Origin of the sequence: Streptomyces hawaiiensis, from assembly GCF_004803895.1 — a bacterium.
In the GTDB taxonomy this organism is placed as follows: Bacteria; Actinomycetota; Actinomycetes; order Streptomycetales; family Streptomycetaceae; genus Streptomyces; species Streptomyces hawaiiensis.
The window spans coordinates 5711227-5731493 of the sequence record NZ_CP021978.1; the positions used below are offsets into that span (position 1 = coordinate 5711227).

23 protein-coding genes are annotated in these 20267 nt (G+C 71.7%); 14 read left to right on the forward strand and 9 right to left on the reverse strand.

What is annotated here, in order from left to right:
* The first annotated feature begins 18 nt into the window (after nucleotides 1-18).
* Both fdxA and CEB94_RS26490 read left to right on the forward strand, forming a co-directional pair.
* The gene (fdxA, locus tag CEB94_RS26485; RefSeq protein WP_003973842.1) at nucleotides 19-339 is read left to right on the forward strand and encodes a ferredoxin; all 321 of its coding nucleotides are present in this window, start codon (nucleotides 19-21) and stop codon (nucleotides 337-339) included.
* 119 nt (nucleotides 340-458) lie between these two features.
* The gene (locus tag CEB94_RS26490; protein WP_175434575.1) at nucleotides 459-1550 is read left to right on the forward strand and encodes a bifunctional succinyldiaminopimelate transaminase/glutamate-prephenate aminotransferase; all 1092 of its coding nucleotides are present in this window, start codon (nucleotides 459-461) and stop codon (nucleotides 1548-1550) included.
* A 75-nt stretch (nucleotides 1551-1625) separates the two neighbouring features.
* Here the strand turns inward: CEB94_RS26490 and CEB94_RS26495 are convergent, their stop codons facing one another.
* Together CEB94_RS26495 and CEB94_RS26500 are read right to left on the reverse strand one after the other, a co-directional pair.
* Nucleotides 1626-2072 carry an ATP-binding protein gene (locus tag CEB94_RS26495; RefSeq protein ID WP_175434576.1) on the reverse strand — a complete coding sequence of 149 codons (447 nt, stop codon included), beginning with the start codon at nucleotides 2070-2072 and terminating at the stop codon, nucleotides 1626-1628.
* Nucleotides 2073-2413: 341 nt separating this feature from the next.
* Nucleotides 2414-3394 (reverse strand): VldE C-terminal domain-containing protein, encoded by a 981-nt coding sequence (locus CEB94_RS26500; protein ID WP_175434577.1) that lies wholly within the window; start codon nucleotides 3392-3394, stop codon nucleotides 2414-2416.
* Between the two features lie 85 nt (nucleotides 3395-3479).
* On the opposite strand from CEB94_RS26500, the gene dapE reads away from it, so the two are divergent.
* Nucleotides 3480-4559: a succinyl-diaminopimelate desuccinylase gene (gene dapE / locus CEB94_RS26505; protein ID WP_175434578.1), complete on the forward strand. Its 1080-nt coding sequence runs from the start codon at nucleotides 3480-3482 to the stop codon at nucleotides 4557-4559.
* Nucleotides 4560-4678: 119 nt separating this feature from the next.
* Nucleotides 4679-5437 (forward strand): LOG family protein, encoded by a 759-nt coding sequence (locus CEB94_RS26510; RefSeq protein WP_175434579.1) that lies wholly within the window; start codon nucleotides 4679-4681, stop codon nucleotides 5435-5437.
* 110 nt (nucleotides 5438-5547) lie between these two features.
* Here the strand turns inward: CEB94_RS26510 and folP are convergent, their stop codons facing one another.
* Nucleotides 5548-6408, reverse strand: coding sequence for a dihydropteroate synthase (gene folP / locus CEB94_RS26515; protein WP_175434580.1), 861 nt, complete (start codon nucleotides 6406-6408; stop codon nucleotides 5548-5550).
* Between the two features lie 144 nt (nucleotides 6409-6552).
* Here folP and CEB94_RS26520 point away from each other — a divergent pair, with 144 nt between their 5' ends.
* Both CEB94_RS26520 and CEB94_RS26525 read left to right on the forward strand, forming a co-directional pair.
* Nucleotides 6553-6942 (forward strand): DivIVA domain-containing protein, encoded by a 390-nt coding sequence (locus CEB94_RS26520; RefSeq protein WP_175434581.1) that lies wholly within the window; start codon nucleotides 6553-6555, stop codon nucleotides 6940-6942.
* The gene (locus CEB94_RS26525) at nucleotides 6939-7526 is read left to right on the forward strand and encodes a DNA-3-methyladenine glycosylase I (protein WP_175434582.1); all 588 of its coding nucleotides are present in this window, start codon (nucleotides 6939-6941) and stop codon (nucleotides 7524-7526) included. The genes CEB94_RS26520 and CEB94_RS26525 overlap by 4 nt, the downstream gene beginning before the upstream one ends.
* Nucleotides 7527-7613: 87 nt before the next feature.
* Here CEB94_RS26525 and chcB read toward each other — a convergent pair whose 3' ends face one another.
* On the reverse strand, nucleotides 7614-8417 hold the full coding sequence (gene chcB, locus CEB94_RS26530; protein ID WP_175434583.1) for a 2-cyclohexenylcarbonyl CoA isomerase: 804 nt from the start codon (nucleotides 8415-8417) through the stop codon (nucleotides 7614-7616).
* Between the two features lie 67 nt (nucleotides 8418-8484).
* Between chcB and CEB94_RS26535 the strand changes: the two genes are divergently transcribed.
* Both CEB94_RS26535 and CEB94_RS26540 read left to right on the forward strand, forming a co-directional pair.
* Entirely contained in the window at nucleotides 8485-8649 is a 165-nt protein-coding gene (locus tag CEB94_RS26535; protein WP_175434584.1) for a hypothetical protein, read from the forward strand.
* Between the two features lie 153 nt (nucleotides 8650-8802).
* On the forward strand, nucleotides 8803-8970 hold the full coding sequence (locus CEB94_RS26540; protein WP_003966491.1) for a DUF3117 domain-containing protein: 168 nt from the start codon (nucleotides 8803-8805) through the stop codon (nucleotides 8968-8970).
* Between the two features lie 117 nt (nucleotides 8971-9087).
* Here CEB94_RS26540 and CEB94_RS26545 read toward each other — a convergent pair whose 3' ends face one another.
* Nucleotides 9088-9786: an O-methyltransferase gene (locus CEB94_RS26545; protein WP_269465895.1), complete on the reverse strand. Its 699-nt coding sequence runs from the start codon at nucleotides 9784-9786 to the stop codon at nucleotides 9088-9090.
* Between the two features lie 162 nt (nucleotides 9787-9948).
* Between CEB94_RS26545 and sigE the strand changes: the two genes are divergently transcribed.
* From sigE to CEB94_RS26570, 5 genes are all read left to right on the forward strand, one after another.
* Entirely contained in the window at nucleotides 9949-10722 is a 774-nt protein-coding gene (gene sigE, locus CEB94_RS26550) for an RNA polymerase sigma factor SigE (RefSeq protein ID WP_246111923.1), read from the forward strand.
* Nucleotides 10719-11759: an anti-sigma factor family protein gene (locus tag CEB94_RS26555; RefSeq protein ID WP_175434585.1), complete on the forward strand. Its 1041-nt coding sequence runs from the start codon at nucleotides 10719-10721 to the stop codon at nucleotides 11757-11759. The genes sigE and CEB94_RS26555 overlap by 4 nt, the downstream gene beginning before the upstream one ends.
* A gap of 131 nt (nucleotides 11760-11890) precedes the next feature.
* The gene (locus CEB94_RS26560; protein WP_175434586.1) at nucleotides 11891-14008 is read left to right on the forward strand and encodes a trypsin-like peptidase domain-containing protein; all 2118 of its coding nucleotides are present in this window, start codon (nucleotides 11891-11893) and stop codon (nucleotides 14006-14008) included.
* 217 nt (nucleotides 14009-14225) lie between these two features.
* Nucleotides 14226-14666, forward strand: a complete 441-nt coding sequence (locus CEB94_RS26565) for a sec-independent translocase (protein ID WP_175434587.1) — start codon at nucleotides 14226-14228, stop codon at nucleotides 14664-14666.
* Nucleotides 14667-14892: 226 nt separating this feature from the next.
* Entirely contained in the window at nucleotides 14893-15564 is a 672-nt protein-coding gene (locus CEB94_RS26570; RefSeq protein WP_175434588.1) for a hypothetical protein, read from the forward strand.
* Between the two features lie 135 nt (nucleotides 15565-15699).
* Here the strand turns inward: CEB94_RS26570 and CEB94_RS26575 are convergent, their stop codons facing one another.
* The 3 genes from CEB94_RS26575 to CEB94_RS26585 are packed head-to-tail and all read right to left on the reverse strand — an operon-like array spanning nucleotide 15700 to nucleotide 18749.
* Nucleotides 15700-16833, reverse strand: a complete 1134-nt coding sequence (locus CEB94_RS26575; protein ID WP_175434589.1) for an Mrp/NBP35 family ATP-binding protein — start codon at nucleotides 16831-16833, stop codon at nucleotides 15700-15702.
* A gap of 43 nt (nucleotides 16834-16876) precedes the next feature.
* Nucleotides 16877-17476 (reverse strand): DUF1003 domain-containing protein, encoded by a 600-nt coding sequence (locus CEB94_RS26580; RefSeq protein WP_175434590.1) that lies wholly within the window; start codon nucleotides 17474-17476, stop codon nucleotides 16877-16879.
* Entirely contained in the window at nucleotides 17466-18749 is a 1284-nt protein-coding gene (locus CEB94_RS26585) for a magnesium transporter MgtE N-terminal domain-containing protein (protein WP_175434591.1), read from the reverse strand. Before CEB94_RS26585 ends, CEB94_RS26580 begins: the two co-directional genes overlap by 11 nt.
* Nucleotides 18750-18974: 225 nt before the next feature.
* Here CEB94_RS26585 and CEB94_RS26590 point away from each other — a divergent pair, with 225 nt between their 5' ends.
* The gene (locus CEB94_RS26590; RefSeq protein ID WP_175434592.1) at nucleotides 18975-19730 is read left to right on the forward strand and encodes a hypothetical protein; all 756 of its coding nucleotides are present in this window, start codon (nucleotides 18975-18977) and stop codon (nucleotides 19728-19730) included.
* A gap of 4 nt (nucleotides 19731-19734) precedes the next feature.
* Here CEB94_RS26590 and CEB94_RS26595 read toward each other — a convergent pair whose 3' ends face one another.
* Nucleotides 19735-20247, reverse strand: coding sequence for a hypothetical protein (locus CEB94_RS26595; protein WP_175434593.1), 513 nt, complete (start codon nucleotides 20245-20247; stop codon nucleotides 19735-19737).
* Nucleotides 20248-20267 lie beyond the last annotated feature (20 nt).

The window sequence follows — 20267 nt, forward strand, 5'->3', positions numbered from 1 at the left end:
TCGAGGAGGAACGACAGCGTGACCTACGTCATCGCGCAGCCTTGTGTCGACGTCAAGGACAAGGCGTGCATCGAGGAGTGCCCGGTCGACTGCATCTACGAGGGCCAGCGGTCCTTGTACATCCACCCGGACGAATGCGTCGACTGTGGTGCCTGTGAGCCGGTCTGCCCGGTCGAGGCGATCTTCTACGAGGACGACACTCCCGAGGAGTGGAAGGACTACTACAAGGCGAACGTCGAGTTCTTCGACGAGCTCGGTTCGCCCGGCGGAGCCAGCAAGCTGGGGCTGATCGAGCGCGACCACCCCTTCGTCGCCGCGCTGCCGCCGCAGAACCAGTAAGAGCGGCCCGCACGAGCGCCGCCTCGGTCCCGTACGGCCCGATCAGCCCGTTGATCGCCGTACGGGTCCGAGGCGTTTGCCGTAACCGGCTCGTCGGACCAGAAAGTGAGCCAGAACCCGTGTCCGCAGTCTCCGACCGCCTCCCCACGTTCCCCTGGGACAAGCTGACCCCGTACAAGGCCACGGCCGCCGCCCACCCGGACGGCATCGTCGACCTGTCCGTCGGCACCCCGGTCGACCCGGTCCCCGAGCTGATCCAGAAAGCGCTGGTCGCCGCGGCCGACTCGCCGGGCTATCCGACGGTCTGGGGCACGCCCGAGCTGCGCGACGCGATCACCGGCTGGGTCGAGCGCCGCCTCGGCGCCCGGGAGGTCACCCACCGCCACGTGCTGCCGATCGTCGGATCCAAGGAACTCGTCGCCTGGCTCCCGACCCAGCTGGGCCTCGGCCCCGGCGACCGGGTGGCCTACCCGCGCCTGGCCTACCCGACCTACGAGGTCGGCGCCCGGCTGGCCCGGGCCGAGTACGAGGCCTACGACGATCCGACGGAGCTGGACCCCGAGGGCCTGAAGCTCCTCTGGCTGAACTCCCCGTCCAACCCCACGGGCAAGGTCCTCTCCAAGGAGGAGCTGACCCGGATCGTCGCCTGGGCCCGCTCGCACGGCATCCTGCTCTTCTCCGACGAGTGCTACCTGGAGCTGGGCTGGGAGGCCGATCCGGTCTCGGTGCTGCACCCGGACGTAAGCGGCGGCTCGTACGACGGCATCGTCTCCGTCCACTCCCTCTCCAAGCGCTCGAACCTCGCGGGCTACCGCGCGGCCTTCCTGGCCGGTGACCCGGCGGTCCTCGGCCCGCTGCTGGAGATCCGCAAGCACGGCGGCATGATGACGTCGGCTCCGACGCAGGCGGCGGTGATCGCGGCCCTCGGCGACGACGACCACGTGCGCGTCCAGCGCGAGCGCTACGCGTCCCGCCGCGAGCTCCTGCGCGAGGCCCTCCACACCCATGGCTTCCGCATCGAGCACAGCGAGGCCAGCCTCTACCTGTGGGCCACGAGGGGCGAGTCCTGCTGGGATACGGTCGCCCACCTCGCGGAACGCGGCATCCTCGTGGCACCGGGCGACTTCTACGGCCCGGCGGGCGCGGAGTTCGTCCGCGTGGCTCTGACGGCGACGGACGAGAGGGTGGCGGCGGCGGTACGGCGTCTGTGACCGCCGCCGCGGTGAGCGCATACCGAAGGGGCCCGGGGAAGTTTCCCCGGGCCCCTTCGGCCGTCGGATCCGGCGTCAGCCGACCGGCAGGCCCTTCGTCGGAAGGCTGCCCGTGGACGGCACGCCACCCTTCGCCAGGGAGTCCGTCGGCAGACCACCCTGGGCCGAACCGGTGGCCTCACCGACGAGCTGCCCGGCGGAGCCCGCCGCCTCACCGGCCGCCTTCTGCGCGACGGGCGTGGCCTTCTTGACCGTCTTGCCGCCGAGCTTGCCCGCGGCCGGCACCGCCTTCTTGACGGTCTTGCTGCCGGTGTCACCCGCGGTCTTGGTGACGTTCGTCGCCGCGCCGTCGACGGTCTTGCCGACGTTCGCCCCGTCCAAGGCGGTCAGCCCGCCGAGGTTCGGGTTGGCCGGCAGCTCGGGGGCCGCACTGGCGGAGCCGGCCGCACCGACCCCGGCGGCCGCTCCCGCAGCGACGATCAGCGCGGCACGGGCGATCCGGCGGGTCAGGGGGAGGGACATGGTGCTCCTTCGACGGGAGAGAACAGAGGTTCGTGAAGTGTCCGACCGGCACCGGGAGTTGATCGACTGGCTGTGATCGCCCCGGCTCGGACGCAGTGACTACCGCTTGAAACCCGCGAAAGTTGCGGCGCCGCAACGTAAAGAGTTGGTAATGCGTCGCATAATCGGCTACGGACAAACGGGCAAAAAGGTCGCCGCCGGAAAGCCCGCCGAATCCTTCCAGCCCTGTGCGCCCAAGGGTTTCCGGAGTTTCCGGGTGAGGGCACGAAAACCTGCGCACACCGTCGGCGCGGAGCCGCACGGGTAACCCCCAAGGGTGAGTTACCGTACCCCTGCGCGATCTAGCGCATCGTGACAATACGGACGGCGTCCGCGTCACGTTCCGCACCCGCGGTGCCCTTCTCCGCGGCGGTGCGCCATGTGCCGACGGTGTTTCCGGCGACCCACTCCCGACCCGCGTAGGTGACGCGCGCGATGTGCAGCTCGGAGGCGTTGGCCACGGCCCAGTGGGCCAGCTGCCAGCCGCGCTGGTCCAGGCTCCGCCCGGCCGCGGAGCTGGTGTCGGCGGTCACCGGCAGGGTCACGGTCCGCCCGCCGGTTGCGCCCGTACCGCTCGGGGACGGTGTCGGCGTGGCCGTCGACGAGCCGCCCACCTCGGCACCGGCCGGCTCCAGCACATCCCGCCCGAAGTCCCGCACGAGCGCGGCACGCACCCCGTCGGGGCCCGAGGCCCGGGTCGCGGCCGGGCGGCCCTCGCAGGTCAGCGTGGCCGCGGACTGCCCGGTGAGGGCCGCGGCGAGCAGCGCGGCGTCCGGCTCGTGCTTGGCATAGGCCTGCGGGAAGCCGCTGCGCTGCACACGCTGCGCGGCGACGGTGAGCGGCAGCCGGGTGTACCCGGGCACCTTGACCAGGTGGTCGTAGAACTCACCGGCCGAGTACGTCGGGTCCATGATCTCCTTCGGTGTTCCCCAGCCCTGCGAGGGCCGCTGCTGGAACAGGCCGAGGGAGTCCCGGTCGCCGTGCTTGATGTTGCGCAGGGCCGACTCCTGCAGCGCGGTCGCCAGCGCGATGGTCACGGCCCGCTCGGGCAGGCCGCGCGCGGTCCCCACGGCGGTGATCGTCGCCGCGTTCACCGCCTGCTCCGGCGTGAACTCGTACGACGCCCCGTCGCCCTTGCCGGAGACGACCTTGCAGCCCGGTCCGCCCGAGCCCCCGGTCACGTACTGCACGAGGAGATAGCCGGCGACCGCGAGCAGGGCCACGAAGGCGGCCCCGCATCGGAAGAGGCGGCCACGACGCTTGGGAGAGGACGACTCTGGCACGCCGTACAAGGTACTGGAGAGTACGGAGTGGCATGAGCAGGGTGTGGACAGTGAGGCCGCGGCCTGGCGCGTTAGGGTCGACGGCATGGCCGACACCTCGCTTGACCTCACGCTGGACGCCGCGGAGCTCACCGCCCGGCTCGTCGACTTCCGCTCCGAGAGCGGCACCGAGAAGCCCCTGGCCGACGCGATCGAGACCGCGCTGCGTGCGCTGCCCCATCTGAGGGTCGACCGGTACGGCAACAACGTGGTGGCCCGCACGAACCTCGGGCGCGCGGAGCGGGTGATCCTGGCCGGCCACATCGACACCGTCCCGATCGCGGACAACGTCCCCTCCCGGCTCGACGAGGACGGCGTCCTGTGGGGCTGCGGCACCTGCGACATGAAGTCGGGCGTGGCCGTGCAGCTGCGCATCGCGGCCACGGTCCCGGCCCCCAACCGCGACCTGACCTTCGTCTTCTACGACAACGAGGAGGTCGCCGCGGAGCTGAACGGCCTCAAGCACGTCTCCGAGACGCACCCCGAGTGGCTGGAGGGCGACTTCGCGGTGCTGCTGGAACCGTCGGACGGCCAGGTCGAGGGCGGCTGCCAGGGCACGCTGCGGGTGCTGCTGAAGACCACGGGCGAGCGGGCCCACTCTGCGCGCGGCTGGATGGGCTCCAACGCGATCCACGCCGCGGCCCCGATCCTCGCCCGCCTGGCCTCCTACGAGCCGCGCCGGCCCGTGATCGACGGCCTGGAGTACCGCGAGGGCCTGAACGCGGTCGGCATCGGCGGGGGAGTGGCCGGCAACGTCATCCCCGACGAGTGCGTCGTCACCGTCAACTTCCGCTACGCGCCCGACCGCACGCCCGAGGAGGCCGTCGCCCACGTCCGGGAGGTCTTCGCGGACTGCGGGGTCGAGGAGTTCGAGGTCGTCGACCACAGCGGCGCGGCGATGCCCGGTCTGTCCCATCCGGCGGCGAAGGCGTTCATCGAGGCGGTCGGCGGCACCCCGATGCCGAAGTACGGCTGGACGGACGTCTCCCGCTTCTCCGCGCTCGGCGTCCCCGCGGTCAACTACGGCCCCGGCAACCCCCACCTGGCGCACAAGCGGGACGAGCGCGTGGAGATCGCGAAGATCCTCGCGGGCGAGGAGCGCCTCAGGAACTGGCTGACCGCCTGACCCCGCCGGGACGTCATCGTGTTTACGGCGCTTCATCGCGGACATGCTCACGTCCCTCGTTCGTAACCCGCGTAGATCTACGCTGAGGTGGCAAGACAGGCACGACGGAGGGAGCGCACATGGCGACCGGCAACCCCGAGGGGAAGAAGCAGCCGCCGGACGAACAACGCCTGGGCCCGGTCCTCCGCAGACGGGACCAGGTGCAGTCGGCGACGACCGACCAGCGCCTGCTGGACGAACGCGCTCCCTCCGACTGGGTCCACACCGACCCCTGGCGCGTGCTGCGCATCCAGTCGGAGTTCATCGAGGGCTTCGGCACGCTCGCCGAGCTCCCGCCTGCGATCAGCGTGTTCGGCTCGGCCCGGACACCTGCGGACTCACCCGAGTACGAGGCGGGCGTCCGGCTGGGCCGGGGCCTGGTCGAGGCGGGCTTCGCCGTCATCACCGGCGGCGGCCCGGGCGCGATGGAGGCGGCCAACAAGGGCGCCGTCGAGGCGAAGGGCATCTCGGTCGGCCTCGGTATCGAGCTGCCGTTCGAGCAGGGCCTGAACCCTTACGTCGACATCGGTCTGAACTTCCGCTACTTCTTCGTCCGGAAGATGATGTTCGTCAAGTACGCCCAGGGCTTCGTCGTGTTGCCCGGCGGCCTCGGCACCCTCGACGAACTCTTCGAGGCCCTCACCCTCGTCCAGACCCAGAAGGTCACCAGCTTCCCCATCGTCCTCTTCGGCACCGAGTACTGGGGCGGCCTGGTCGGCTGGCTCCGCGACACGGTGATCGCCCAGGGCAAGGCGGCGGAGAAGGACCTGCTGCTGTTCCACGTGACGGACGACGTGGACGAAGCGGTGGCCCTGGTGTCGAAGGAGGCCGGCCGCTAGAGGGGCTTCGAGCCGGGGTTTCCTGTCCGGCCGATGCGGGCGGCGAGTGGGCGTAGGGCCGGGGGACCAGGGGGCGGACCCCCTGGTACTCGGGCCCGGCAAGGAAGTGGCTAAGCCAACCCGCGCCGGGCAACGGCAGGAGCCCGATGCCCCGCGATCGCCGAGACCATGTCCAGCACCTGCCGCGTCTCGGCGACCTCGTGCACCCGGTACACCCGCGCCCCCAGCCACGCGGACACCGCCGTCGTCGCCAGCGTCCCCACGACCCGTTCCTTCACGGGCCGGTCCAGCGTCTCTCCCACGAAGTCCTTGTTGGACAGCGACACCAGCACCGGCCACCCCGTGGCGACCATCTCGTCCAGCCGCCGCGTCGCCTCCAGGCTGTGCCGCGTGTTCTTCCCGAAGTCGTGCCCCGGGTCGATCATGATCGACTCCCGCGGCACCCCCAGCGCCAGCGCCCGCTCGGCCAGCCCGACCGTGACGTCCAGGATGTCCGCCATGACATCGTCGTAGGCGATCCGGTGCGGCCGTGTCCGCGGCTCCGCCCCGCCGGCGTGCGTACACACCAGCCCCACCTGATACCGCGCGGCGACCTCCGCGAGGCCCGGATCGACACCGCCCCACGCGTCGTTCAGCAGATCGGCCCCGGCCTCGCACACGGCCCGGCCGACCTCGGCCCGCCACGTGTCCACGCTGATGATCACGTCAGGGAACCGCCGCCGCACCTCCGCCACGAACCCGACCGTCCGCCGGGCCTCCTCCTCGGCCGTGACCTCCTCGCCCGGCCCGGCCTTGACCCCGCCGATGTCGATGATCGCGGCACCCTCGGTCACGGCTTGCTCCACGCGCGCGAGGGCCGGCTCGTCGCGGAAGGTGGCGCCCTGGTCGTAGAAGGAGTCCGGGGTGCGGTTCACGATCGCCATGATCACCGGCTCGTGCGTCCCGAAGTCTCGCCTGCCCAGCCTGAGCATCCCCTGTGACCTTTCCTGGTGCGTCCCGTCTTACGCCGCCTGCGACCCTAACCGCCGGACTCGCATGGCACGATCGGAGCCTGACAACATGCGACTCGGAGGACTTCCGAAGAGTCCGATCCATCCGACCGTGGGGGCCCCGCGATGGTTATGTTCCTGTTCCTGGTCGTCGCGCTCGCCGTCGTGGTCGCCGCGGTGACGCTCGCCGTGGTGGGCGGCGGCGAGAACGGGCCGCTGCCCGAGGCCGCCCCCGAGCGGCTGCGGGATCCGCTGCCGCCGGACCGCCCGGTCGACCGCGCGGACGTGGAAGGCCTGCGCTTCCCGCTCGCCGCCCGCGGCTACCGGATGGCGGACGTGGACGACGCCCTCAGCCGCCTGGGCGCCGAGCTCGCCGAGCGCGACGCCCGCATCGCCGACCTGGAGTCGGCCCTGGCCGGCGCCCGGTCGAGCTCCGCCCACGGGCCGGTGCACGCGTCCGGGGAGAACCACGTGTCCATGGACAAGCCCGCCCCGCGGCAGGAGGACCGGCCGTGAGCGACGGCGCCGCCCTGGCCGGACCGGACGGCGCGCCGCGCTGCCCCTGGGCCCTGTCCGCCCCGGAGTACGTGGCGTACCACGACGAGGAGTGGGGCCGCCCGGTCCACGGCGACGACGCGCTCTTCGAGCGCCTCAGCCTGGAGGCCTTCCAGTCCGGCCTGTCGTGGATCACGATCCTGCGCCGCCGCCCCGGCTTCCGCGCCGCCTTCGCCGATTTCAAGATCGCATCGGTGGCCGCCTTCACCGACGAGGACCGCGAGCGCCTCCTGGCCGACGCCGGCATCATCCGCAACCGCGCCAAGATCGACGCGACCCTCGCCAACGCGCGTGCGCTGACCGAGTGGTCCCCGGGCGAACTGGACGCCCTGATCTGGTCCCACGCCCCCGACCCGGCCGGCCGGCCGGTCCCGAAGACCCTCTCCGACGTCCCGCCCGTCACGCCCGAGTCGACGGCTCTGTCCAAGGCCCTCAAGAAGCGAGGCCTGCGCTTCGTGGGCCCGACGACGGCGTACGCCCTGATGCAGGCGTGCGGCTTGGTGAACGATCACCTGGAGACCTGCCGGGCGAGAAGCGCCCCTTGAGGGGCGCGGGGGCTGAGTCGATGTGCGGCTCCGCCGCGCGGGCGCGACCAGCCCCTACCGGTCCGCAGACGCGCTACGGCCCCGAGCTCACCGGCCCAGATACTTCGGCTTCTCCTTGTTGACGAAGGCCTGCACCGCGATCGCGTGATCCTCTGAGGAACCGGCCCGCGTCTGCAGCTCGTCCTCCTTCTCCAGAGCCTCCTCCAAGGAGTGCGTCAGCCCGTACGCCACCGACTCCTTCAGCGCCGCGTACGCCACCGTCGGCCCCTCGGCCAGCGCCCGCGCCACCTTCTCGGCCTCGGCCCGCAGCTCACCGGCCGGCACCAGCCGGTTCGCGATACCCAGCTCGTACGCCTCCTGCGCGCTGATGCTCCGCGGGAAGAGCAGCAGATCGGCGGCCCGCCCCGGCCCGACCACCCTCGGCAGCGTCCAGGAGATCCCCGAGTCGGCGGTCAGCGCCACCCCCGCGAACGAGGTGTTGAACGCCGCCGTGTCCGCCACGATCCGGTAGTCCGCGGCGAGCGCGAAGCCGAAGCCCGCCCCGGCCGCCACCCCGTTCACCGCGGCGACGACCGGCTTCGCCGCCCCGGCCAGCGCCCGCACGATCGGGTTGTAGTGCTCCCGCACCGTGCTCATGGTCTGACCCGACCCGGCCTCCCGGTCCGCGACCAGCAGCCCGATGTGCTCCTTGAGGTCCTGCCCGACGCAGAACGCCCGGTCACCGGCGGCGGTCAGCAGGACCGCCCGCACGGCGGCGTCGTCCGCCGCGGACCGGACCGCCTCCCGCAGGGCGACCTTGGTCTCCACGTTCAGCGCGTTCATCGCCTGCGGGCGGTTCAGCGTGATCGTCGCGAGTCCGTCGCTCACCTCGTAGAGCACGGTGTCGGTCATGGCGTATCCCCTCCGGGTCGCGGATCAGGGGCGTACCGGCCGGTACGCCCCGGGTCTGCAGGACAGCATGACGGAGATCGCCGACGGCGAACCGGACCGGACGTGTGACCTGCGTCAAAGAATTCTCGCCCGGATTGCTTCGGCGGATGTGTGTGCGGTGGCGGAGTATCGCAGTCTCATCGCCGAATTGAGTGGTTTTGCTCGCGTGCGTTGCCCAAGCGATGCCGACTGATGTTGGTCATCGGGTCCTGAGATGCGGGATAATGGCTTGGAAGCAATGTGTTCGATGCCGGTGTCGCGGGTCCTGCCACAAGGGCCGCACGTGTGCCCTTCTTCAGGGCCGTCGGCTTTGACGATGAGCTGGGTTTCAGGAAGGGGAACGAGCATGGCGGCCATGAAGCCGCGAACGGGTGATGGCCCGCTCGAGGTGACCAAGGAGGGGCGGGGCATCGTCATGCGCGTTCCGCTCGAAGGCGGCGGGCGGCTCGTCGTCGAGCTGACCCCTGACGAGGCCGACGCGCTGGGCGACGCCCTCAAGAAGGTCGTCGGCTGAGGCGCAAGCGACCATACCCTTTCAGCTGCCCCGGCATCCATGTGGTGCCGGGGCGGCTGTTTTCTCACCGGTGACACTCGCCTGCCCCGGCTCCGGCTCCGCTAACGTGCGACCCGGCTAGCGTTTCACCGCGCACAGCAGACCGTCGCCGACCGGCAGCAGGGACGGCACCAGCTCCTGGCTCTCGCGCACCGCGCGCAGCAGCTCCCGCAGCCGCAGCACCTCCGTGGGCTGCGGACCGGAGTCCACCGTCCGGCCGTTCGCGAAGGCGCCCTCGAAGACGACCAGCCCGCCGGTGCGCAGCAGACGCAACGATTCAGCGAGGTAGTCCATGACCTCCAGGCGGTCGCCGTCGCAGAACACCAGGTCGTAACCGGCGTCCGCGAGGCGGGGCAGCACGTCCAGGGCGCGGCCCGGGATGAAGCGGGCCCGGTTGCTGGCGAAGCCGCAGGCGCGGAAGGCCTGGCGGGCGAACTGCTGGTGCTCCGGCTCGGGGTCCACGGTCGTCAGGACACCGTCGGGCCGCATACCGTGCAGGAGGTGGATCCCGGAGACACCGCAGCCGGTCCCGATCTCCGCGACGGCCTTCGCGTCGACGGACGCGGCCAGCAACCGCAGCGCGGCGCCCGTGCCGGGCGTCACCGAGCGCAGCCCTGCCTCACGGGCCCGGTCCCGGGCCCAGTGCAGCGCTTCGTCCTCGGCGACATAGGCGTCGGCGAACGCCCAGCTCGTCTGCCGGTTGCCGGTAATGACCCTCTCCTGTCCCCGTGAATGCCTGGGCGTGACTGTATCCGTTGGGCACGGGAACCCGCAGATGGGACCGGTCGTTTAAAGGGATGAGCAAGTGGCGCGGGTCGGGACGGGGGGCGGGCGGTGGAACAGGACGTCGAGCAAGTGCCAACGCAGCAGTACGAGGCGTATCAGCCCAGATCAAATTCTCGTAAAACCGCTTATCCGGTCCTAACGGGCGAGGTGGCTATGGTAGGGGCTCCACTGGACACCACCAGAGCTGACAGGGGAGGTGCGGCCGCGCCTGTGGATCGCGGAGGAGTGCTGCGGCGCTTCCTCGGATCGGCGGGCAGGCTGACATCCGTGAACGACACCGCTGCTGACCACAGTCACGCCGCTGACTTCGCCCAGACCGCGACCTTCACCACTGACGCGGACGGGCAGGCGTGGACTCCGCCCACGTGGGAGGAGATCGTCAGCACGCACAGCGGCCGGGTCTACCGGCTCGCCTACCGTCTGACCGGCAACCAGCACGACGCGGAGGACCTCACGCAGGAGGTCTTCGTCCGCGTCTTCCGCTCCCTGTCGACCTATACGCCGGGCACCTTCGAGGGCTGGCTGCACCGCATCACCACGAACCTGTTCCTGGACATGGTCCGCCGCAAGCAGCGCATCCGCTTCGACGCGCTCGGCGAGGACGCTGCCGAGCGGCTGCCCAGCAAGGAGCCCTCGCCGCAGCAGGTCTTCAACGACGCGCACTTCGACGCGGACGTCCAGCAGGCCCTCGACACCCTCGCCCCGGAGTTCCGCGCCGCGGTCGTCCTGTGCGACATCGAAGGACTGTCGTACGAGGAGATCGCCGCGACCCTCGGGGTCAAGCTGGGCACGGTCCGTTCGCGGATCCACCGTGGCCGCTCCCAGCTGCGCAAGGCCCTTGCGCACCGTTCTCCGCAGGCGCGGGCCGAGCGCCGCTCCTTCGTGCCCCGTGTTCCCGCCTTGGGCGGAGGGGGCGCGAGCGCGTGAGCGGATCTCGTCCGAAAGCTTCCGAGGGTCACCTCGCAGAGCAGCATCTGGGGGACCGACTCTCCGCCCTGGTCGACGGAGAGCTCGGTCATGACGCGCGTGAGCGCGTACTGGCGCATGTGGCCACCTGCCCGAAGTGCAAGACGGAGGTGGACGCCCAGCGCCGGCTGAAGAACGTCTTCGCGGAGGCGGCCCCGCCGCCCCCTTCCGAGAGTTTCCTGGCCCGCCTGCAGGGACTACCCTCGGGCGGCGGCCCGGACGGTGATCTCACACCGCCGGGCGGGGGAGGGCTGCCCGGAGGACTGTCCGGACGGTTCGGATCCTCCGGGGCCTTCGGAGTGAAGCGCGGCGAGCGGTTCGAGTTCGGGTACGCCCCGGCCCGGCCGCACCTGCCCGTGCTGCCCGCCTCCCCGGGAAGCCGGGGCCTCCCTTCCGAAACCAGCGGTCTGCCCTCCGGCCACCGGGGCCTCCCCCCTGGGAGGGGCTTTCGTATTCACGATGTCGGCCGGCCCGACACCGACCGGTCCTCCTCGCGGCTGCGGTTCGCGTTCGTCGCGGCCGGTGCCGTGTCGCTGGCCGCGATCGCGCTGGGCGGCGTCAGCACCGTCACCCCGACCGACACGGACGCCCGCGGCGGCCAGGGCACGGGGAGCAACGTGACACCGATGCGCACCCAGGGCACCGGCGCCGCGACACCGCCCGAATCCCAGCGCCGCCGGACGGCGCCGCTGCTCGGGCAGGTGCACGGCCAGAACCTGCTCGGCCATGCCCCGGTCGCCCCGACCGAGGTGTCGGCGCCGCTGCTGCCCGGGGTGCCGTTCGCCGCCCGGCACCACGCGCTGCACGCGCTGACCGCCCCGGTCGTGGCCGGTGCCGCCGCCATGTCCCCGCTGATACGCCCGCTCGAAGCGGCCACGCCGGCTGCCCTGACCTCGTGGTCCTCGGTGCCCGAGATCACGGCCCCCCTGTTCGCCGTGCCCCTCCCGGACCCGGCCTCGTCCCCCTCTTCCCCCGCCTCCTCGCGTACGGCTCACTGACCGGACTCTGCGCACCGGGCCGCGAACCTGATTGAATCCGGGGGTTGTCGCCCGCCGCCGAGGTGTGGCCGGGCGCCGATTCGACGAACTGCGGCCACCGCGACGAGCCGTGCCGCGGCTGTGGGGAGAGCATGAACGAGGGGAAGCCCACGAAAGCGAAGTGGTGGAGCCGTCCACGGCCGCAGGACCTTCCGGGGGAGCCTGAGGGTACGCAGGGAGCCGTGACGGAGGACCCGGGCGTGCACGGGGTGCACGGGCCGGTGACGGCCCCGGCGGACCCGACCGGCGCCGACGGGGACTTCGAGCTGGCACGTCCTGCGGCTCGGCCCGCCGGAGACGGCGACTACGAGTTGAGGCGTCCCGAAGCGGTTCCGGCCGGGGGCGCAGGCGAGCCCGCCGCATCGGCACCCGGGGCGGCGGAGACCGGCGACGGCGTCGCCGGTACACCCGCCCCCGGCCAGGTCCTTGCCGACGGCGCCGTAGAGGCCCCTGCTGCGGTCCCCGCTGCCCGGGAGGCAGGCCAGGACGTCCCGGTCGCCCCCGGCTCACCCGCCGTGCCGGCCGAAGGCGCTCGCAGGCCGCTGCACGACCCCGACCCCTACAGCACCCCGCCTTACGGCGAACCCGGGCCCTGGGCGCCCGCGCCGCCCGTACAGCACCCGGCGACGACCCCCACGCAGGGCGGGGCGATACCGGGGCAGCCGACCCCGCCGGGCACCCCCGCCGTGCCGTCGGCGCACGGCGTACCGCCTGCACCGGCCCTTGACAGCCCCCCGCCTGCCGTTCCCGCGCCTGTCGTTCACGGGTCGGCTGAGATGGCGGCGCCTGCCGTTCCCGCGCCTGTCGTTCACGGGTCGGCTGAGATGGCGGCGCCTGGCGTTCCCGCGCCTGTCGTTCACGGGTCGACCGAGATGCCGTCTCCTGGCATCCCCGGGCCTGCCGCTCACCCGCCCGTCGAGATGCCGCCCCCCGGCTCCCCCGTGTCCATGGCGGCCCTGCCGGTCCACGCCGACGCGCGGGCCTCCGGGCCCGCCACCGACCCCTGGCAGCGCTACGACCCCTGGGCGGCTCCCGCGGCCGCCGGGGGGCACGGGCCCCTCCAGCAGAACGGCGCCGCGGTCCTCAGTACAGAACAGCGGCGCAAGCGGGGCAAGAAGTCCCTGGTGCTCGGTGCCGTGCTGCTCGCGCTGGTGTCCGGGGGCATCGGCGGCGCCGTAGGGACGTATCTGGAGCGGAACGGGGGCGTCGGGACCATCGAGCTGCCGCAGGCCGGGAGGGAGGCCTCCGCGCGGGACGCGGGCAGTGTGGCCGGGATCGCCGGGCGGGCCCTGCCCAGTGTGGTCACCCTGCATGTCAGCGGCGCGGGCGAGCAGGGCACGGGCACCGGCTTCGTGCTCGACGCCCGCGGGCACATCCTCACCAACAACCACGTCGTACAGCCCGCCGGATCGGGCGGCGGGATCACCGTGACCTTCAACGGCGGACAGACCGCCCAGGCCGAGGTCGTCGGCCGGGACAGCGGCTACGACCTCGCCGTCGTGAAGGTGAAGGGCGTCAGCGGACTCACCCCGCTGCCCCTCGGCAACTCGGACAACGTGCAGGTCGGCGACCCGGTCGTGGCCATCGGCGCCCCCTTCGACCTGGCCGGCACGGTCACTTCCGGCATCATCAGCGCCAAGCAGCGGCCCATCACGGCCGGCGGCGAGAAGGGCGACGGCAGCGACGTGTCGTACGTCGACGCGCTACAGACCGACGCGCCCATCAACCCCGGCAACTCCGGCGGGCCCCTGCTCGACGCCCGGGCCCGGGTCATCGGCATCAACTCGGCCATCCGCTCGGCGGACAGCGGCTCCACGCAGGACGGCAGCCGGTCCGGATCGATAGGCCTCGGCTTCGCCATACCCATCAACCAGGGCAAACGCGTCGCCGAAGAGCTGATCAACACGGGGAAGGCGACCCACCCGGTCATCGGCATCACCCTGGACATGGACTACACGGGCGACGGCGCCCGCGTCGCCACCGAGGGCAGCGAGGGCGGGGCGCCGGTCGCCGCGGGCGGCCCGGGCGCCAAGGCCGGGATCAAGGCGGGCGACGTCATCACGGAGGTCGACGGACAGCGTGTGCACTCCGGCGAGGAACTGATCGTCAAGACCCGGGCGCACCGGCCCGGCGACCGGCTGGAGCTGACCGTCGAGCGCGGCGGCAAGGAGCGGAAGGTCTCACTCGTCCTCGGATCGTCCGGTGGCTGAGACATGAGGTCCGGGGCCCGCGAAGCCGTCTCATCAGGCCCCACAAGGGACCAACAAGGCAAACAATCGGGAAAGCGCTCCCACCTCCCGCACTCGGAGGTCCCGGGACAGTACCGGTCGGACAGGATCGCCGGGTACCGTGGGTCCGGCCCGGACCACGGCAAGACCCGCACCGACCACGAGGGCCGAGGACCGAGGACATCGCAAGGAGCTTCAGGTGTTCAATGACGTAGGACCACTCGAGCTGGTGACGCTCATCGTCCTTGCCGTGCTCGTCTTCGGTCCGGACAAGCTCCCCAAGGTCATCCAGGACGTCACGCGCACGATCCGGAAGATCCGTGAGTTCTCGGAGAGCGCCAAGAGCGACATCCGGGAGGAGCTCGGCCCGGAGTTCAAGGACTTCGAGTTCGAGGACCTCAACCCCAAGACCTTCATCCGCAAGCAGCTGGACAACGAGGACCTGGGGCTCAAGGAGATCCGCAACGGCTTCGACCTGAAGAAGGAGATGGCCGAGGTCACCGACGCCGTCCACAGCCGTGACTCCGACACCTCCTCCGCGTCGTCCGCCGGTTCCTCCGGCAGCCGTGTCGACATGACGAAGAAGCCGGAGACGCCCGCCCCGGACGACCGGCCGCCCTTCGACGCGGACGCCACCTGAGCGACACGCCAGGGGCGTACGCCCCCGTGCGCGTGACGCGTTTCATACTCCGGTCGGGCTGTCTACGGCCTGAACCGGGCGCCCGTGCGGCCCACGCGCCGGGCGGTTTCCCTGCTGCTCGCAGCGGTGTGGCTATGCTGCCGAGTTGTTGTGCGGACCGTGACGAGTACGCCCGAAGGGGGGCGGGCCGTTCCGGTCCGACTAGAGCGAGGAGGCGTCCGGGCACATGGAGACGACGAGTCGGGCAGTCGCGCAGACGCCGGCCGCGGAGGGTGGCCAACAGGCCCCCTCCGCCCGGCGTACGGTCGACGGCTACCTGCGTGCGCCCTTCCCGTGGTACGGCCTCGACGAGGCCTTCACGGGACCGCGCTGGCTGATGCAGGTCGGTATGACGGCCGACGGGGCCGTGGAACACGGGTCGATCGGGCACGGGGACGAGCCCTCGGTGCGCAACGAGCATGCCGCCGGGGGTGACCAGGAGACCAAGGAGAAGTTCGCGGTCGTCGTGACCGTGGCGGCGAATCCCTCACGGCGCACGGCGGACGGAACGGGGCTGCTGGAGGCCACCTCGGTGTCCTCCGCGGCGTGGCTCGCGGGTGTGGGGCTGCTGTCCTTCACCTGGCCCGGGCAGATGGACCACGCGCTGCGGGACGACTGGCTGGAGCAGCAGACCGAGACGGCGTGGGTGCTGGCGGACGACCTGGACGGGTCCGACTGGTCCGGGCTGTCGCTTCCCGTGGACGGGGTGCCGACGGCGTTCCACTATCGGGAGTCCGAGTTCGGCTGGGTGCTCGCCGGGTCCACCGCGGCCGGGGCGCACGTCGGGGCGTACGGCAGGGGCATGAGTGCGTATGGGCTCGGCTTCGCCGTGGTGAAGGACATCGCCGCGTACGCGTGATGCGTGGGGCGCCGTGGGACTTTCGGCGCCCCTTCGCCGTGCGGCTTCAGGTGGTGCGGCGGCTGCGGGCACGTTGTGGCTGGTCGCGCAGTTCCCCGCGCCCCTGGGGGGCGTTGCCCCCCGGGGCGTTTCTGATCAGAACTTGTTCCGCGGGGTGATCCCCAGGGACAGGCCCGACAGGCCGCGCTGCCTGCCGCCCAGCTTGCCCGCGATCGCGCGGAGGGCCGAGCCCGCAGGGGAGTCCGGGTCCGTCAGGACGACCGGCCTGCCGTCGTCGCCGCCCTCGCGGAGGCGGACGTCGATCGGGATGCTGCCGAGGACCGGGACGTTCGTGCCGGTCGTGCGGGTCAGGCCGTCGGCGACCGTCTGGCCGCCGCCCGTGCCGAAGACGTCGACCATCTCGTCGCAGTGCGGGCAGGGCAGGCCCGACATGTTCTCGACCACGCCGACGATCTTCTGGTGGGTCTGGACGGCGATGGAGCCCGCGCGCTCGGCGACCTCGGCGGCTGCCTGCTGCGGGGTGGTGACGACCAGGATCTCGGCGTTCGGGACGAGCTGGGCGACGGAGATCGCGATGTCGCCGGTGCCGGGCGGCAGGTCCAGGAGCAGCACGTCCAGGTCGCCCCAGTACACGTCCGCCAGGAACTGCTGGAGGGCGCGGTGGAGCATCGGGCCGCGCCAGACGACCGGGGCGTTGCCCGGGGTGAACATGCCGATGGAGATGACCTTCACGCCGTGCGCCGACGGCGGCATGATCATGTTCTCGACCTGGGTGGGACGGCCGTCGGCGCCCAGCATGCGCGGCACGGAGTGGCCGTAGATGTCGGCGTCGACGACACCGACCTTCAGACCGTCGGCCGCCATCGCCGCCGCCAGGTTGACCGTCACCGACGACTTGCCGACGCCGCCCTTGCCGGAGGCGACCGCGTAGACGCGGGTGAGGCTGCCGGGCTTGGCGAAGGGCACCTCCCGCTCGGTCTGGCCGCCGCGCAGGGCGGACGCCAGCTCGCGGCGCTGCTCGTCGCTCATCACGTCCAGCGTGACGTCGACGCGGGTGACACCCTCGACCGCGGAGACCGCGTCGGTCACGCGCTGCGTGATCGTCTCCCGCATCGGGCAGCCCGAGACCGTGAGGTACACGGTGACCGCGACCGCCCCGTCCGCACCGATCTCGACGGATTTGACCATCCCGAGTTCGGTGATGGGCTTGTGGATCTCGGGGTCGTTCACCGTCGCCAGTGCCTCGCGCACCGCGTCTTCCGTAGCCATAAGGACGATGGTACGGCGCCGTACCGGTGCGTAGGGAAGCGTCTCACCGGTCGTCTGCGTCACGTCCCCGTGACCGTTCCGCCGGGAATACGACGGGGTCGTGACGGTGGCCGTTCTGCCGCTCCTCCATTTCCTTGATCGTGTCCTGTAGCTCCGAGCGGATCCAGTCGCGGGTGGCGACCTCGCCCAGGCCGATGCGCAGGGCGGCGATCTCGCGGGTCAGGTACTCGGTGTCCGCGATCGACCGCTCGTTCTGCTTGCGGTCCTGCTCCAGATTGACCCGGTCGCGGTCGTCCTGCCGGTTCTGCGCGAGGAGGATCAGGGGGGCGGCGTAGGAGGCCTGGAGGGACAGCATCAGGGTCAGGAAGATGAACGGGTACTCGTCGAAGCGCAGGCCGCTCGGCGCGAAAATGTTCCACACCACCCACAGGATGATGGCGACCGTCATCCAGACGATGAACCGCCCGGTGCCCAGGAAACGCGCGATGCGCTCCGACAGCCGCCCGAAGGCCTCCGGGTCGTACTCGGGCAGGATCCGGCGCCGGCGCGGCAGCGGCTGGTCGAGGCGGTTGGTGCGCGGCCGGGAGGCGGCCGTGGCGCCCGCCGGGGTGCGTTCGCGCAGGCTCTCGCGCTCAGGAACCATCGGTGGTCACCTCCTCGTCCAGGTGGAACTCCGTCTCCCGCCAGTCCTCCGGGAGCATGTGGTCGAGCACGTCGTCCACGGTCACCGCGCCCAGCAAGGAGCCGGCCTCGTCGACGACGGGCGCCGCGACCATGTCGTACGTGGCGAAGAAGCCCGCGATGGCGGGCAGCTCCGCCTCGGGGTCGAGCGGCTGCAGGTCGTTGTCCAGGATGGAGCTGACCAGGGAGGGCGGTGGCTCGCGCAGCAGGCGCTGGAAGTGGACCGTGCCCAGGTACTTGCCGGTCGGCGTGTCGTCCGGAGGCCGGCAGACGTACACCTGGGCGGCGAGAGCGGGGGAGAGGTCGCGGTTGCGGACCCGGGCCAGGGCGTCGGCGACGCTGGCGTCCGGGCGCAGCACGATCGGCTCGGTGGTCATCAGACCGCCCGCCGTGCGGTCCTCGTACGACATCAGGCGCCGCATGTCGGCCGCGTCGCCGGGCTGCATCAGGCTCAGCAGCCGCTCCTGGTCGTCCGTCGGCAGCTCGCCCAGCAGGTCGGCCGCGTCGTCCGGGTCCATGGCCTCCAGGACGTCGGCGGCGCGCTCCTCCTTCAGCTTGCCGAGGATCTCGATCTGATCGTCCTCCGGCAGCTCCTCCAGTACGTCGGCGAGCCGGTCGTCGTCGAGGGCGGCGGCGACCTCGGCCCGGCGCTTGGGGGAGAGGTGGTGCAGGACGTTGGCCAGGTCGGCGGGGCGCAGCTGCTCGAAGGTGGCCAGCAGGTTCTCGGCGCCCTGCCCCTGCTCCTCCAGGGAGAAGCCGGTGACGGCCGTCCACTCGACGGTCAGCGCCTCGCCCTTGGCGCGCCGGAACGCGCTGCCCTTCCTGCCCTTGCGGACGAAGACCCGGTCGATCTCCCACTCCCGCCGGGCCGGCAGCTGATGCACCGACAGGTCGAGGACGGTGACCTCCTCGCCGGGCTCGGTGAGCGTCACGCGCCGGTCCAGCAGCTCCCCGAAGACCAGCCGCTCGGTGGGCCGCTGCTCGAAGCGCCGGACGTTGAGCACGCCGGTCGTGATGATCTGGCCGGACTGGATGGCGGTGACCCGGGTCATCGGCAGGAAGATACGGCGGCGGGTGGCGAGTTCGACGACGAGTCCGAGCAGCCTCGGCGGTCGCTGACCCATCCGCAGCATGACGACCAGATCGCGCACCCGCCCCACCTGGTCACCGGCTGGGTCGAAGACGGCGACACCTTGGAGGTGCGATACGAAGATCCGGGGGGCGCCCGCTGCCATGGCCGCGGCTCCTTTTCGTGCGGGGTGGTTCGTGGTGGCTGTCTGTGTGGCTGTCTTTGTGCCTGTGTCTTCCGAATTGCCCGCTCGGGTGGGCTTCAGGCTAGCCCGTCCCGATCGGGGCCGCGTCGGCGGGCGGTCCGGACGGACTGGCTCCGACCTGTCCGCACGACCCCGGTACCCTGCGGTACGCCGTTCAGGTCTCCCGTCAGAGAGGCAGCCCCACCTGTGACTCCGATTACCCAGAGCCGCAGCCGCAGTGCCGCACTCGCCAGCGCGACGTGCGCGTTGCTCGTGACGGGAACGGTGATCACCGGCTGCGCGGAGGATCCGAACGAGGGCACCAACGGGGTCGGCAGACTCCCCGCCGCCAAGATCCAGAGCAAGACCCGGTCGGCCGCCGGGTCCGCCGGCGCGGTCCGGGTGCACGGCAACGTCGTCAGCGGCGGGCGGACGTACACGCTCGACATGCGGCTGAAGGACGACGGCGGCGACGGTTCCGTCACCTCGAAGGGCGCGACCTTCAAGCTGCTGCGCATCGGCGAGCAGCTCTACGTCATGGCGGACGCCGAGTTCTGGGCTCACGGCAGCGGCCAGGACGAGGGCGGCAAGGGGGACGCGGCGGCGGCCTCCAAGCTGGGCGGCAAGTTCGTGAAGGTGCCGCAGGGCGACCCCTCGTACAAGAAGTTCAGCGGTTTCACGGACAAGGCTCTCCTCCTCGACGGTCTGCTGACCCTGCACGGGACGCTCGCCACGGACGGCCACGACGAGGAGGCGGGCGTCCGCACCATCCGCGTCACCGGGGACAAGGGCTCCGGCGGCACGCTGGAGGTCTCCCTGGAGGGCAAGCCGTATCCGCTGCGCCTGGAGCGGGCCGGCGGCGCGGGCACCCTCACGTTCTCCGGCTGGGGTGAGGACTTCTCCTTCAGGGAGCCGGAGAAGAACGAGACGGTGGACTACGGCCGGCAGTTGCCGACGTCGTAGGCCGTCACGTCCGTTTGCGCTTCTTCAGCAGCAGACGGGGCAGGCCCGCCGGGACAGGCCGGCGGGTGAGCGCCGGGGACGGCAGGGGCGGCTCGGACAGGGAGCCGTCGGGCAGGGGTGTCTTCGCCCCCGTCGGTTCCAGGCGCAGCACCCGGCACTCGCGGGCCCAGCGCTCGGGCATGGCCTCGCCGTCGGGCGCGTTCAGCCGTTTGCCCTTCAGCTCGGCGACCGCCGCGTCCCACGCCTCGGAGCCCGGCGCGAGCTGGGTGACCCGCGCCGTCCACGTGAGAAGCCGGCCGCCCTTGTCCTTGCTGCGGACCGTCACCTTCGCCTCGGTGCCGTCGGCCAGCCCCGGCAGCGGCTGCTCGCCCGGCCCGTCGCCGACCAGGCACGCGGCACCCTCGTGCCACACGTGCCACAGGGCACGCGCCGGGCCGTCGGGGCCCTGGACCCAGACGAGGCCGGACTTCTTCGTGGCCTCCTCGACGAGGGCCTGGTCGAGCAGCTCGCTTGTCATGGGGCCCAGCCTAACCAGGC

Coding starts and splice junctions, on each gene's coding strand:
- CEB94_RS26495 (WP_175434576.1), bottom strand. CDS start 2,072: ATGTCCCTCCCCCTGACCCGCCGGATCGCCCGTGCCGCGCTGATCGTC.
- dapE (WP_175434578.1), top strand. CDS start 3,480: ATGGCCGACACCTCGCTTGACCTCACGCTGGACGCCGCGGAGCTCACC.
- CEB94_RS26510 (WP_175434579.1), top strand. CDS start 4,679: ATGGCGACCGGCAACCCCGAGGGGAAGAAGCAGCCGCCGGACGAACAA.
- folP (WP_175434580.1), bottom strand. CDS start 6,408: ATGCTCAGGCTGGGCAGGCGAGACTTCGGGACGCACGAGCCGGTGATC.
- CEB94_RS26520 (WP_175434581.1), top strand. CDS start 6,553: ATGGTTATGTTCCTGTTCCTGGTCGTCGCGCTCGCCGTCGTGGTCGCC.
- chcB (WP_175434583.1), bottom strand. CDS start 8,417: ATGACCGACACCGTGCTCTACGAGGTGAGCGACGGACTCGCGACGATC.
- CEB94_RS26535 (WP_175434584.1), top strand. CDS start 8,485: ATGACGGAGATCGCCGACGGCGAACCGGACCGGACGTGTGACCTGCGT.
- CEB94_RS26540 (WP_003966491.1), top strand. CDS start 8,803: ATGGCGGCCATGAAGCCGCGAACGGGTGATGGCCCGCTCGAGGTGACC.
- sigE (WP_246111923.1), top strand. CDS start 9,949: ATGGTAGGGGCTCCACTGGACACCACCAGAGCTGACAGGGGAGGTGCG.
- CEB94_RS26560 (WP_175434586.1), top strand. CDS start 11,891: ATGAACGAGGGGAAGCCCACGAAAGCGAAGTGGTGGAGCCGTCCACGG.
- CEB94_RS26570 (WP_175434588.1), top strand. CDS start 14,893: ATGGAGACGACGAGTCGGGCAGTCGCGCAGACGCCGGCCGCGGAGGGT.
- CEB94_RS26575 (WP_175434589.1), bottom strand. CDS start 16,833: ATGGCTACGGAAGACGCGGTGCGCGAGGCACTGGCGACGGTGAACGAC.
- CEB94_RS26580 (WP_175434590.1), bottom strand. CDS start 17,476: ATGGTTCCTGAGCGCGAGAGCCTGCGCGAACGCACCCCGGCGGGCGCC.
- CEB94_RS26585 (WP_175434591.1), bottom strand. CDS start 18,749: ATGGCAGCGGGCGCCCCCCGGATCTTCGTATCGCACCTCCAAGGTGTC.
- CEB94_RS26595 (WP_175434593.1), bottom strand. CDS start 20,247: ATGACAAGCGAGCTGCTCGACCAGGCCCTCGTCGAGGAGGCCACGAAG.